Source organism: Chromatocurvus halotolerans (assembly GCF_004340525.1).
Taxonomy (GTDB): Bacteria; Pseudomonadota; Gammaproteobacteria; order Pseudomonadales; family Halieaceae; genus Chromatocurvus; species Chromatocurvus halotolerans.
Genome location: NZ_SLWX01000001.1, coordinates 25,540 through 38,142, shown reverse-complemented (window position 1 = coordinate 38,142; position 12,603 = coordinate 25,540). Strand labels below are relative to the sequence as shown.

General features: G+C 63.5%; 10 protein-coding genes. 7 read left to right on the top strand and 3 right to left on the bottom strand.

Going from position 1 to position 12,603, the window contains the following annotated elements:
• Positions 1 to 335: 335 nt before the first annotated feature.
• The 4 genes from EV688_RS00160 to EV688_RS00145 are packed head-to-tail and all read left to right on the top strand — an operon-like array spanning position 336 to position 5,002.
• On the top strand, positions 336 to 1,718 hold the full coding sequence (locus EV688_RS00160; RefSeq protein WP_162883841.1) for a TolC family protein: 1,383 nt from the start codon (positions 336 to 338) through the stop codon (positions 1,716 to 1,718).
• Positions 1,711 to 2,730, top strand: coding sequence for an HlyD family secretion protein (locus EV688_RS00155; protein WP_117316195.1), 1,020 nt, complete (start codon positions 1,711 to 1,713; stop codon positions 2,728 to 2,730). Before EV688_RS00160 ends, EV688_RS00155 begins: the two co-directional genes overlap by 8 nt.
• Positions 2,727 to 3,848 carry an ABC transporter permease gene (locus EV688_RS00150; protein WP_117316193.1) on the top strand — a complete coding sequence of 374 codons (1,122 nt, stop codon included), beginning with the start codon at positions 2,727 to 2,729 and terminating at the stop codon, positions 3,846 to 3,848. Before EV688_RS00155 ends, EV688_RS00150 begins: the two co-directional genes overlap by 4 nt.
• Positions 3,845 to 5,002: an ABC transporter permease gene (locus EV688_RS00145; protein WP_117316191.1), complete on the top strand. Its 1,158-nt coding sequence runs from the start codon at positions 3,845 to 3,847 to the stop codon at positions 5,000 to 5,002. The genes EV688_RS00150 and EV688_RS00145 overlap by 4 nt, the downstream gene beginning before the upstream one ends.
• On the opposite strand, the gene corA is transcribed toward EV688_RS00145, so the two are convergent.
• Positions 4,987 to 5,934: a magnesium/cobalt transporter CorA gene (gene corA, locus EV688_RS00140; protein WP_117316189.1), complete on the bottom strand. Its 948-nt coding sequence runs from the start codon at positions 5,932 to 5,934 to the stop codon at positions 4,987 to 4,989. The two genes, EV688_RS00145 and corA, sit on opposite strands and share 16 nt — an antisense overlap.
• Positions 5,935 to 5,964: 30 nt before the next feature.
• Complete coding sequence (locus tag EV688_RS00135) at positions 5,965 to 6,648, bottom strand: YiaD family glycine zipper/OmpA-like lipoprotein (protein ID WP_117316187.1); 684 nt, start codon at positions 6,646 to 6,648, stop codon at positions 5,965 to 5,967.
• A gap of 268 nt (positions 6,649 to 6,916) precedes the next feature.
• On the opposite strand from EV688_RS00135, the gene EV688_RS00130 reads away from it, so the two are divergent.
• The 3 genes from EV688_RS00130 (at position 6,917) to EV688_RS00120 (ending at position 11,806) form a co-directional block, all read left to right on the top strand.
• Positions 6,917 to 7,933, top strand: a complete 1,017-nt coding sequence (locus EV688_RS00130; protein ID WP_117316185.1) for a TauD/TfdA dioxygenase family protein — start codon at positions 6,917 to 6,919, stop codon at positions 7,931 to 7,933.
• A gap of 132 nt (positions 7,934 to 8,065) precedes the next feature.
• The gene (locus EV688_RS00125) at positions 8,066 to 11,221 is read left to right on the top strand and encodes a hypothetical protein (RefSeq protein WP_205686556.1); all 3,156 of its coding nucleotides are present in this window, start codon (positions 8,066 to 8,068) and stop codon (positions 11,219 to 11,221) included.
• A gap of 126 nt (positions 11,222 to 11,347) precedes the next feature.
• Entirely contained in the window at positions 11,348 to 11,806 is a 459-nt protein-coding gene (locus EV688_RS00120) for a BLUF domain-containing protein (protein WP_240624280.1), read from the top strand.
• Positions 11,807 to 11,841: 35 nt separating this feature from the next.
• Here EV688_RS00120 and EV688_RS00115 read toward each other — a convergent pair whose 3' ends face one another.
• The gene (locus EV688_RS00115; protein WP_117316181.1) at positions 11,842 to 12,294 is read right to left on the bottom strand and encodes a DUF302 domain-containing protein; all 453 of its coding nucleotides are present in this window, start codon (positions 12,292 to 12,294) and stop codon (positions 11,842 to 11,844) included.
• Positions 12,295 to 12,603 lie beyond the last annotated feature (309 nt).

Below are 12,603 nucleotides of genomic sequence, written 5' to 3'. Positions count from 1 at the left end.
ACCCAGGCCCGGCAGAGTCGCTGTCAGGTTTTGCTGCCGGGAGCGCGTTTGGCGGGGCATCATACTGCAAGCGCCCGAGCTCGCGGAAGCGCGTTGTCTGCACTGTCTTTCTGGTCTGGCTCGTGGGCGCAATAGGGTGATAGGCAAGTGGTTCGCACTGTTGTAGCCTTGCCGTGCCAAGGCCGTTATTGTGATGTCTTCGCCGATGTTCCGGATCCCGCAGGAGTTAATCATGTCACCAGGATTCCTGAGCCGTGCTCTGTGCCAGATTGCGAGCGCTTCGGGTCTGTCAAGCAGAGTCGGCCGCCGGGCCTTTCGGCCGGTCGTCTGACGCCGTGTTGCGAAGTGCGTTCGTCGGGTTGGCGCTGGTTTGTGCCGGGGTCGCCCAGGGAAGCGAGCCCGGCACCCGGTCGCTGGATTTTCGTGCTGCGCTGCAGCGCCTCGTCAGCGTCAACGAGACGCTGCAGGCCTCTCGTGCGGCGGTGGATCAGAGCCGTGCAGAGCGCGCCGAGGCCGATGCCCGGGGCTTGCCGACGATTGAGCTCAAGAGTCGCTACAGCCACTTGAACGCGCCGCTCGAGGCAGATGTGGGTGGAGTGGTCGACGCCATTTCCGTCGGGTTTCAGCAGCTGGGCGTCGATGTGCCGGGGGGCATACTGCCGCGCGAATACCGGATACAGGATCGCAATTTTGTCAATCTGTCGCTTCGGGCCCTGCAGCCTGTGTACCTGGGTGGACGCATCGAGGCGGGCAGGGACGCGGCGCGCCATGGTCTGGCGGCGAGCGAGGCGGCGGTGGACCGCCAGAGCGCGGAGCTTGAGGTATCGCTGGTGGATCGGTTCTTCGGACAGGCGCTGGCCAGTGAGTCACTGGAGGTGCGCAAACGCAGCGCGGAGAGTCTGCGTCGCCACGAGTTCAATGCACGCCGTCTTGAGGCCGAGGGGCAGATTGCAAGGGTCGAGCGCCTGCGGGCCAGTGTCGCTCTGGCCGAGGCGGAAAATGAACTCCTCGTGGCGCAGGAACAGCTGGCGCTGTCCCGGGCGGCACTGGCGGCGCTGCTGGCCAGCGATCGGCCGGTAACCACGGCGACGCCCATCCCGGCCCCACCGCCATCGGTAGAGCGCGATGTCTGGAAGGCGGCGGCGGAGGATGCCAATCCGGCGCTGCGCGAGGCAGCGCAGCGCCTGGAGCAGGCTCGGGCGGGCGTCCGCGCCGCGCGCGGTGAATCCCTCCCGGTAGTGTCGCTGTTTGGTTCGCGGGAGCTCTATACCGAAGACCTGACGCTGGTGGATCCCGAGTGGGTGGTCGGCGTACAGGCCAGCTGGACCCTGTTCGATGGCGGCCAGCGCCGGGCACGAACCACGAGGGCGGAAGCGCGGGTGAGTGAGGTCGACCGGCGACTGCAGGCCGGCCGCCGCGACGTGGCGCTTCTGGTAGACCAACAGATTGATCGGCTGAACGGGGCACTGGCCCGCCACCGGACGCTGTCGGCAACCGCCGAACTGACGGATGAAAGCCTGCGCGCCCAGCAGCGCGCGTTCGAGGAGGGGTTTGCGACATCCATGGATGTGATCGAGGCCGAACTGGCGCGCTCGCGGGTGGCGCTGGGTGAGCTGGCGGCGCGCCGCGACGCCTGGGTAGCCGCCGCTGCGCTGTATACGGCGGCCGGGCGCGGAGAACAACTGGTAGACCTGATCGAGCAACTGGCTGATGACTGAATCCCGAACGTCCCGACGCTGGCTTCGAATCATCGGTTGGGTGCTGGTGTTCTTGATTGTCCTCGCCTGTCTGGGCGGGCTTCTCCTCTGGCTGACGCGTCCCGGCCCCACGTTTCTGCAGGGCCAGATCGAAGCCGACAGTGTCCGGGTGTCAGCGAAGATCGGCGGCCGGGTGGCCTCCATCGAGGTTGATGAGGGCGATCGGGTGAGCGAGGGTGATCTTCTCGCGCGGCTGCTCATGCCCGAAGCCGAAGCGCGCGCGGGGCAGGTAGAGGCTCAGGTCGATGCGGCCGGGGCAAGGGTCGACATGGCGCGCATCGGCGCCCGTGATGAGCAGATTCGCGCCGCGCGTGCGCAGTGGCAGGCGGCGGTAAGTCAGGCCGACCTGGCGGTGGAAACGCGCATCCGTATCGAAAGCCTGCACGCCGATGGCGTGGTGCCGACCCAGCGGCGGGACGAGGCGGTGGCTCAGGCGAAGTCGGCGCAATCGCAGGCAGATGCCGCGCGCGAGGCCTATGAAATCGCCCGGTCGGCCGTGCGTCCCCAGGAACTGCGCGCCGCCGAGGCCCAGCTGCAGCAGGCCCGGAGCGGCCTGAATGAAGTGCAGAGTGCTCTGGCCGAGGCGCAGCAGTTCGCGCCCGTCGCCGGAGAAATTACAACCCGGGTGGTCGAGCCGGGGGAGGTGGTAGGTCCCGGTTTTCCCCTGCTGATCATTACCCGCACCGACCGGCCCTGGGTAACGCTGAGTCTCCGGGAAGACCTGATGCCCGGAATTCGTCCCGGTCGCCGCTTCAGCGGTCAACTGCCGGCGCTGGGAATGCGTAGCGTCGAGTTCGAGGTGCATTACATTGCTCCCATGGCTGACTTCGCGACCTGGCGTTCTTCACGCGACCTGGGAGGCTTTGACCTGCGCACCTTTGAAGTGCGCGCGCGGCCCGTGGAGGAGGTACCGGACCTGCGTCCCGGGATGAGCGTGCTGGTGGACGAGCGCAATCTCAAGGCCGAGGGGTGAGTCGCCTGCTGGCGCGCGAATGGGCGCGCTTCGCGGCAACGCCCCGACTGTGGTGGTTCACCCTGTTGCTGCCGGTGATCCTGCCTGGTCTGCTGCTGTTGATCTTCCGCGAGCAGGTGCCCGACCGGCTGCCCGTCGCCGCTGTTGACTTCGATCAGAGTGCCGCGTCACGCCGCCTGCTGCGGGCCCTCGACAGCACCCCCGGCATGAGTCTTGTTGTTGATCTGCCCGATCTGGCCGCTGCGGCGACCCGGATTCGCGAGGGCAGTGTCTATGCAGTCATCGTCGTGCCGCGGGAGTTCATGCGCGCCGCGATACGCGGCGAGCAGCCCCAGCTGCAGCTGTATTACAACCGGCAGACGCTCACTGCGGGTAATCTGGTGCTGCGTGAGGTGCGCACCGCGGTCACCACGGTGGCAATCGGACTCGGCGTTGCCCGGGGCGTGTCGCCAGGGGTGCTGGTCGAGAGCCATGCGCTGTTCAATCCGGGGCTGGAGTTCGGTCGCTTTCTTGCCCTGCCACTGGCGGTTGCGGTCCTTCACGTGTTGATGGTGGTTCTGGCGATTGACGTTACCGGTCGGGAGCTCCGCAATGGCTCTGCCGGCGCCTGGTTTGCTGCTGCGGGCGGTGGCTTTGCGGCAGCGCTACTGGGCAAGCTGTTGCCCTACATGATCTGGTTCTTCGCATTCGGCCTGCTGGTGTTGGCGGCGATGCTGCGACTGCTCGGTATTGAGTTCCAGGGCAGCCAGGGTGTCTGGCTGCTGGGCTGGCTCGGTCTGGTCCTCGCCAGTTTCGGGCTCGGGGCTTTTCTGCTCGGCCTTTTCGGCAATCTGCGCCTGGCGACCAGCGTTGCCAGCGTTCTGGTCAGCCCGGCGTTTGCGTATTCCGGCATGACCTTTCCGACATCGGCCATGGACGGTTTCGCAGCGCTCTGGGCGCAGGCACTGCCGCTGGGGCACTTTCTTCACCTACAGGCAGCACAGGTACTCATGGCGGCGCCAAGCGCAGCGGCGTGGGCTTCTCTCGGCGCCTTATTCCTGTGCGCGCTGCTGCCGCTGTTGACGCTGCGCCGCTGGCGACGCTGGTTCACGGATCCAGCGAGTTGGGGGCAGGTGTGAGCCGCTTCCTGCAGGCAGCGCGGGGCGAGTTGCGGGCGATATTCACTGATCGCGCGGTGGTGCTGGTAATGATCGGTGGCAGTATTTTTTATGCGCTGTTCTATCCCTTGCCCTACCAGGCTCAGGTTGCCACGGGTCTGCCCGTGGCGGTGGTCGATCACGATGGCAGTGCCATCTCACGGGAGCTCGTGCGCTGGATCAACGCGACGGAACAGGTTGAGGTCACGCGAAACAGCCCGGATATTTTGCAGGTACAGGATGCAGTCCGGCGCAAGGCGCTGGCCGGTTACATCGAAATCCCCCATGATTTCGGTCGACGTGTGCTGCGCGGTGAACCGGCACATATCGGCGTGTTCGCCAACGCAGCCTACATTGTCCTCTACTCGCAGGTGGCAAACGCCGCGGCCAGCGCAAGTCTGGCTTTCAGTCGCGATATCGTCGAGCAACGTCTCCTGGCGCGCGATCAACGTTCGCCGCAGGCATCAGCGGCACTGGCCATGCCGGTCACGGTCGACCTGCAGGAGCTCTACAACCCCGACGGAGGGTATGCCAATTACGTGGTGCCGGCGGTGCTCATTCTGATCCTGCAGCAGACCTTCCTGATCGGTATCTGCATGGTGCAGGTGGGGCGGCGAGAGCAGGGGGTCGTGTATTTTGCTCCGCTGGTCATGGCGGCACAGGTGTGCGTTTATCTGGCGCTGCAGTGCCTGCTGTTCGGATTTTATCTGCTCATCGTGTATGAGCTCTTCGGTTTCCCGCATCTTGGCTCCGCAGGCCTCGCTCTGGTCGCGGTGCTGCCGGGTTTCATCGCAGTGACCCTGCTCGGGCTGTTGCTGGGCTGCCTGTTTGCCAGTCGTGAAACCGCGCTGCAGGTGATGATGCTGGTCAGCGTCCCCGCGCTGTTTCTGGCCGGGTTTGCCTGGCCAGCGGAAGCGATGCCGGGCTGGCTGGTCTGGCTTGGCAGGTTGCTGCCATCGACCGGCAGCATTGATGTGTTTGTCCGCGTGTACCAGATGGGCGCGGGACTGGCGGAGATCCGCGGGAGCTGGCTGGGACTCTGGTTGCTGGTTCTGGGGTATGCCATTGCGGCTCTGTGGGTGTGCCGGGTATCGCGACACACTGGCTACCTGGGGACTGGCTACAGCCAGCCCTGACGCCGGAACCAGGCGTAAGGGGCGATGGCGGAGACGACCATGAAGGCCAGGACCAGCGGGTAGCCGAACGGCTGGCTGAGTTCGGGCATGTCCTCGAAGTTCATTCCATAGACGCTGGCAATAAGTGTGGGTGGCATGAACACCACGGCGACCACCGACAGGAACTTGATGGTCTGATTTTGCTGGATGTTTATGGCTCCATGGGCGGCCTGCAGCAGGAAGCCGACTTTCTCGAACAGAAAATCACAGTGTGGCAGTAGTGATTCCGTGTCCAGCTGCAGCATGTCGTGCTGCTTCTGCTGCTCATCGGTGAGTCTGCCATGACGACTGAGAAAGGCGAGATCACGCTGCGAATCGAGCAGGCAGAGGCGTACCTTGCTGTTAAAGTGTTCGAAGCGGGTCAGCCGCGCAACGAGTTGACCCAGCTCATCACTTTCGGTTTTGTGCAGCGATTCCATGCCGATCGCGTCAAGCGCCTGGTGCGTCTCTTCCAGCGTATCTGCAAGGTCATCCAGCTTGATTTCGAACAACTGGTGGACCAGATCCAGCGGATCCGCAATCCCGTGCATGAGGCGAGCGCGCATCCGCAGCAATCTGATCGCCGGCACCTCGCGCTCATGCACCGTCACCAGGCGATCGGCACTGAGCACGAGGGCAGCATTGACGGTCTCAAGGCGTCCTTCGCTGCGTCGCAAGAACAGGGAGGAAAGGTGGAGACCATGGGTATCGACATAGGATCGTGAGCTGGCCTCGATTTCCTCAAACTCCTCCGCCTGCGGCAGCCGCTGTGGGCCAAGACCCTCAGCCTGCCGTCTTTCCTCGGTTGATGATTCACACAGATCGAGCCAGAGGATCCGGGCTTCCCGTGCTACGTCGCCGAGATCGTCCAGACGAGCGAGGTTTCCTTCCTCAATGACAAACGCTGTCAGCATACTTCAACTCCCGGCAGTGATCGCGGGCAATCAAGCCCCGCTCTCCGTCAGCGGCACCAACGTCAGCTCGACCCGTCGGTTCAGTGCCCGGCCTTCCGCAGTGCCGTTGCTGGCGACGGGGTATCCCTCTCCGTAGCCGCGGCTGATGATGCGCTGCTCCATGATGCCCTGACCGCGCAGGTATTGAGAGACCGCAGTGGCACGCTGCTCCGAGAGTCGCTGATTGTAGTTCTCGTTCCCGGTGCTGTCCGTATGTCCGGCAACTTCAATCAGGGTCTTTTCGAACTCCTGCAGCACCATACCCACGGAATCTAGCACTGGGGGGAATTCTGGCTTCAGAGTGGACTGATCGCTGGCAAAGGTAATGTTGTTCGGCATGTTCAACGTGATGTTGTCGCCGTGGCGCGTGACACTCACGCCAGTGCCCTCCAGCTGGCGGCGCAGCCTCGCTTCCTGCTGATCCATGTAGTAGCCGACCGAGCCGCCAGCAAGTGCACCCACGCCGGCACCGATCAAGGCTCGCTTGCGGCGCTCCTTGGAGCCGTCACTGGCGGCAATACCGACAACGGCGCCGGCAATACCCCCGATAACCGCGCCGGTGGTCGCCTTGCTGGTCTGTGCATCGCGGGTGTAGGGGTCGTAGGTGGTACAGGCGGCCAGCGCCACAGTGAGCAGGGCGCTCGCGGCCATTCGGGTGATATGTGGTCCTTGCATGGCGATTCTCCAGGGTGACATACGGCAGCTGTGCCTGTGCGGGGCTATAGCGACATTCTCTCACAGCTCAGCCAGGGGAGTGCGCCGGGTTTGTACAATCCGCCGGCGTTTCCCTACCCTGCTGGCATGGCGGTTGCCAGTTCATCCCCGGGAGGCCAGGGTAGGTGTGGTCGAGCGGTGAGCCCGGCCCGTCATGGCAACGTCCGGTCCGGGAGAGCCTGCATGACCGGCGAACCACAGATTTTGCACAAGCGAGAGGAGATCACCGATGCAGAACCGATCATCCAGACTCCCGCCCCTTCACCCGTCACACATCGCCACCATCGAACAGCATGGGGGGCATATCCGCCCGCTGGACCCTGTCGGAGCCTCGGTACAGGGTATCGACCTTTCCGTCGCGGAAGAGCCGTCGAGCGACCTTGTCAGTGCGCTGGAAGCGGAAATGGCCAATCGCGGGTTTATCGCCTTCAGAAGTACCAAAGCGCTGGAGGTCAGTGATTTCCTTCGCGCAAGTTGCTGGTGGGGTGGCAGGGCGCTGCACAGCACGCATGGAGTGCATCCGGCGACACCCGGAGGCAACGGACACATTTTCCGGCTGTCGAACGATCCCCGGCACGGCATACCGGGTGTCGGGCCACAGTGGCATAACGACGGCAGCTTTAATACACACACGTTTTCCCATGCGGGCTACCACATCATTCGTCCCGCAGAAAATGGCGGTGGCACCTTTTTTGCGCATCAGGCTGCCGCGTATGAGGCCTTACCGCCGGCGAAGCGGGACTACTGGCAACGCCTTTCCTCGGTGAACTCGGCCTCGGGGGTGGTGCATCCGCTGGTGCACAGGCATCCCGTCTCCGGGCGCCTGTGTGTGTGGCTGCACCTCGGCATGACGGGCGCCGTGATTGAAAAATGTGGCGATGGCGATGGCTTCCGGCTGCTGGATGCATCCGAGCTCGGACAGCTCTGCCGCGACTACAATGCCCTGCTCAATGCAGGCCTCGAGCAGGGCTACGCCATTTACTATGAGTATGCGGAGAACGACTGCATCTTCATCGACAACCTTGCCGTCGCGCACCGCGCATCTCCCGAGGCCCATCTGCCGCCCGGGGAGCAGGGTCTGCGGATCATGCATCGCAGCACCGTCCGCGGCGTTCAGGCGCTGGCACCGGGCTTTGGTCTGCCGCTGCAACTCGACATACAGGGGCCAAGCCCCCTCGGCGAGGGTGTCTGGCAGGGCGGTGGCGTCGGGTTCCGCTGGGAGGAGGGGATTCCGATGCAGAATTAGCCGGCTCGGTGACCCCTGCATTGAGCATCCTGGGCTGACAATCATGGCGCCAGCGCTTGCGTCCGGCCCCGGCAGGCGGTAGTTTTCTCGCTTTCCCGACTCCTCGGGGCGCCTGTCTGCCGGAGTTCCTTCATGCGCTGTCGTTTTCTTCATGCCTGTTTGCTGTCTGTCCTCCCTGTTCTGGTGGCGCTTCCGACCCTGCCCGCAAGAGCGGTTGAGCCGGCGCTGCTCGACGGGCTCGAGTATCGGTTGATCGGACCCTGGCGCGGTGGCCGGGTAACCGCGGTCACCGGCGTGCCAGGCAACCCGCAGCGCTACTACATGGGCGCGGCCGGTGGGGGCGTCTGGAAAACAGATAACGCGGGCGTTTCCTGGGACAACATCTCTGATGAACAGATCCCCGTAGGCACCATCGGCGCCATCGCGGTGGCACCTTCGGATCCCAATGTCATTTATGTCGGCAGCGGCGAGGCACCGATCCGCGGCGTCACCACCGCGCAGGGCGAGGGACTGTGGAAATCCACGGATGCCGGCCGTACCTTCACCTTCATGGGGCTGCCAAAAGCCGGGCAGATCGCGAAGATAGAAGTACACCCGACGGATCCGGACACGGCCTGGGTGGCCGTCCAGGGCCAGATATGGGCTCCGAATGAAGAGCGCGGTGTCTTCCGCACGCGCGACGGTGGCGAGAGCTGGGAGCACGTGCTCAAGGTAAATGGCGACACCGGTGCCACGGACCTGTCCCTCGACCCGACCAATCCGCGCATCCTCTACGCCGGTCTCTGGCACCACGGCCGCAAGCCCTGGTACATCAAGTCCGGCGGCGAGGGCGGCGGCATCTACAAATCCACCGATGGTGGCGACAGCTGGGCACAGCTGGAGGGCGGACTGCCTGGTCTGATCGGCAAGGTCGGCCTCGACGTCTCGGCCAGCCAGCCTTCGCGCATTTATGCCGTCATCGAGGCGGAGCCGGGCGAGGGGGGGCTCTGGCGCAGCGACGACTATGGCGAGACCTGGCAGCACATCAACCCGCACCGCGTCCTGCACACGCGCGCCTGGTACTATATCCACCTCACCGCTGACCCCAGCGACCCGGATACGGTCTGGGTGCTCAACGTGCCGCTCATGAAGTCCATTGACGGTGGCAGGACCTTCAGCAAGGTGGACACGCCCCACAGCGATCACCACGACCACTGGATCAATCCCGACGACAGCCGCAACATGATCAACGGCAACGACGGCGGCGCCACAGTCACCTTCGACGGCGGCGAGACCTGGTCCAGCATCGAGAACCAGCCGACCGCGCAATTCTATCGACTCGTTACCGACGAGCAGACACCCTGGCGACTATACGGCGGGCAGCAGGACAACTCGACGGTCTCGATTGCCGCCTGGTCCTGGGATGGCGCCATTGGTCGCGACGACTATCACGCTGTCGGCGGCGGTGAAAGTGCGCACATCGCCTTCGACCCCCAGGACCCCACGCTGATCTATGCCACCACGATCAACGGCACGCTCACGGAGTTCAACGAGACCAACCGGGAGAAGCGCTACATCGTGCCCTACCCGGAGCGCGTCTACGGCAAGGATGCGAAAGATCTCAAGTACCGCACAAACTGGAACGCGCCGGTCATCACCTCACCGCACGATCATTCGGTGATCTACTATGGCACCCAGTATCTGCTGAAGAGCACTGACCGGGGCATGAGCTGGGAGCGGGTCAGCCCGGACCTGACCCGCAACAACCCCGAGCACCTGGGTCGCAACGGCGGGCCGCTGACGCCGGAGAACGTCGGCGCGGAGTTCTACCACACGATTTTCACCATCGTTGAGTCGGCGAACGCGCAAGGCACAATCTGGGTTGGGGCCGACGATGGCCTGCTGCACCTGACCCGCGACGGCGGCCGGAACTGGCAGGACATCTCGCCACCGCATGCCGGCGAGGCCATGATCAACGCCATTGAACTGTCGCCCCACGCCGAGGGTACGGCCTATGTGGCGGTCACCGGCTACAAGCTGAATGATTTCGCGCCCTACATCTACAGGACGACAAATCACGGCAAAAGCTGGCAGCGCCTCGAGAGCAACATACCGGATGGCGCCTTCGCGCGCGTCGTCCGCGAAGACCCAATGGTGCCGGGGCTGCTTTATGCGGGCACCGAGAAGGGTCTGTTTGTGTCCTGGAATGATGGCGCCGAATGGCATCCCCTTGACCTGAACCTGCCGGCCGTGCCGATCACGGACCTGCGCGTGCGCGAGGATGCGCTGGCCGTCGCCACGCAGGGTCGGGCCTTCTGGGTTCTTGACGACCTGTTCGTGGTGCGCCAGGCGGCCGCGGCCGACGCCGCGGCGCCCGTGCACGTCTACACGCCACCGGCGCTGCCCATGGGCAGGCCAAGCAGCCGCAGTGTGAAGTTCGAGGGTGCGAACCCTAAGCCGGGTCTGCCCATCTATTATTACCTCGCTGAGGAACTGCCGGAAGCGTCGTCATTGACCATCGAGGTGCTCGACGGTGCCGGTGACGTGCTGCGCCGCTATGAAAGTAGCGAGTCCGAGCAGGATCGCTGCCGCCTGGAAAATATGGACCCGCGCAAACCCCTTACCATCGACTATCCGGTGACGGCAGCGGGTCTGCAGCGCTGGGACTGGGACCTGCACCGGGACGATGTTCGCTGCATCGATGACCACAACCTGTTCGAGGGCTACGGCGGCCCACCAGTAGCGCCGGGGCGCTATACGGTTCGCGTGACAGCCGGGGAGGCATCGGCAAGCACAGCGGTAGAAATTCTGGCCGATCCCCGTTCCAGCGCGAGCAGCGCCGAACTGGCGGACTGGATTGCGGTGCAGGAGCGTATCGCCGCTACGCTGCAAGAGGTCATCGACGCGCTGCAGGGTGCGCGCACGGCGCGCGGGCAGGTGCAGACACTGCTTGCCACGCACGATGATTCAACGATGGCGGAAATCGGCGAAGCTGCTGTTGCGGCCATTGGTCGCTGGGAACCGCAGATTACAGAGCTGCGCCATGAAACCTTCGAGGACGAGGATGCCTGGGTCATGCAGCTTGATGGTCAGCTCCGCCATCTGCTGGATGTCGTGGAGGATGGCGGCGCGCCGGTGACCATGGGTGCCAGGCAGCGACTGGAGGATCTCGGGCTGCAATGGAAGACACTTCGCCAGGCGCTTCAGGGCATCGACGAGGAATATCTCGCGCCGCTGAACGCCCGGGCGCGAGCTCAGAGCCTGCCCCATGTCGATTCGCCGCTCACCCCGCAAGACGACGCCGGGTAGGGACCGATACACCGAGGTGGCGCCCAGGACATTTGCAGCGTTTCTCTGCGTATTTGTTGAAACTGTCCTATACGCTTCCGGCGTTATAGGTTAATGTTCCGCCATGTTACAGGTTAATGTTTCGCTATGAGTAACGTATCGCCAAACATGCAGTTCGATGAGCCCGGCGGCGCTTTTGAAGAGCGGCTGCTCTTTAATATCGTCTACTGCAGTCGAGCGAGTTCGGGAGTCGAAAGCGCCGATGTCGACACGATTGTGGCGACTGCAAGGCGTCGTAATCCAGCACTCGGAATCACCGGGATTCTGGTGTTTGGGAGTGAAGTTTTTTTTCAGTGGATTGAGGGCCCCAAGGAAGAAGTTCTGGGTCTCATGAAGTTGATTGAGTCGGACCATCGGCATGATTCTATGGTGGTGCTAAGCACCAGTGAAGAAATTCGCGAACGCGTTTTCCCAACCTGGGATATGGAACTCGTCGAGAGTGAGGATATTCAAGAGGTATTGCAGGATGCTCTGGAAACCACGCAGGACAAGGAAAGCGTGGAAGCCCTGCAACTGCTGCTAGACAAGCTCCAGACAAATTCTTAGCAAGGCCATCGCGTCCCCGCGCAAACGTCTCGCGCTCAGTCCGCCACTGCCTTTGACAGTATGCTCTTGAGGGCATCCCGCAGATTCGGCACGACGCCACAATCCTCAATCCCATGCCGCGCGGCAAGGTAGTCCGGGTCGTTATAGCCGATCCAGGTCCGGGATTCGGCATCCTCCCAGACCAGGGCCTTCAATGGCAGGTCGATTCCCACCGACTGGGCGCATTCCATGAAGGGCGTGCCGCCCTGCGGGTTCCCGAAAATCAGCACCTCGGTAGGACGCAGGGATTTGCCGACTGTGGCGGCGCCCGCGGCGTGATCAATGCGCGCGAACACATTCAGGCCACGCTCCCTGACCACGGTTTCCAGTCTGTCCATTGTCTGTTCGGGGTTGCGCGGGCTTTCCATGGCGATCAGGCCGTCAGCAGCCTTGGCTGACAGGCTGGTGACGAGGGTGGCGAAAACCGCGAGTTGGCGGAATGTGGACATTGTTTTCTCCTTGTGACCTTGCCGGCGCACACAGTCTGGCGACGTTTCGGGGATGACATTGATTCCACCGTATAATACCCCGCAGCATAAGACGAGCCGCTTTCATCGCGGGCAGCAGGCGGCATGACAGGCCGATTCCGCCCATGGCCCGGCGCATCGGCAGGGGCGGGAGGCAGGGTTTTGGACGGGATCGATCATTACTTGCCAGCGTGAATCGCGAGACAATACTATCTGTGGCTGGACAGTTGAGCTTGCGTGTCGTTGTTAAGCTTTGTGAACGCGCGGCTACCGTGCATGACCTCCCGGGTG

Coding starts and splice junctions, on each gene's coding strand:
- EV688_RS00155 (WP_117316195.1), top strand. CDS start 1,711: ATGACTGAATCCCGAACGTCCCGACGCTGGCTTCGAATCATCGGTTGG.
- corA (WP_117316189.1), bottom strand. CDS start 5,934: ATGCTGACAGCGTTTGTCATTGAGGAAGGAAACCTCGCTCGTCTGGAC.
- EV688_RS00125 (WP_205686556.1), top strand. CDS start 8,066: ATGCGCTGTCGTTTTCTTCATGCCTGTTTGCTGTCTGTCCTCCCTGTT.
- EV688_RS00135 (WP_117316187.1), bottom strand. CDS start 6,648: ATGCAAGGACCACATATCACCCGAATGGCCGCGAGCGCCCTGCTCACT.
- EV688_RS00120 (WP_240624280.1), top strand. CDS start 11,348: ATGAGTAACGTATCGCCAAACATGCAGTTCGATGAGCCCGGCGGCGCT.
- EV688_RS00130 (WP_117316185.1), top strand. CDS start 6,917: ATGCAGAACCGATCATCCAGACTCCCGCCCCTTCACCCGTCACACATC.
- EV688_RS00115 (WP_117316181.1), bottom strand. CDS start 12,294: ATGTCCACATTCCGCCAACTCGCGGTTTTCGCCACCCTCGTCACCAGC.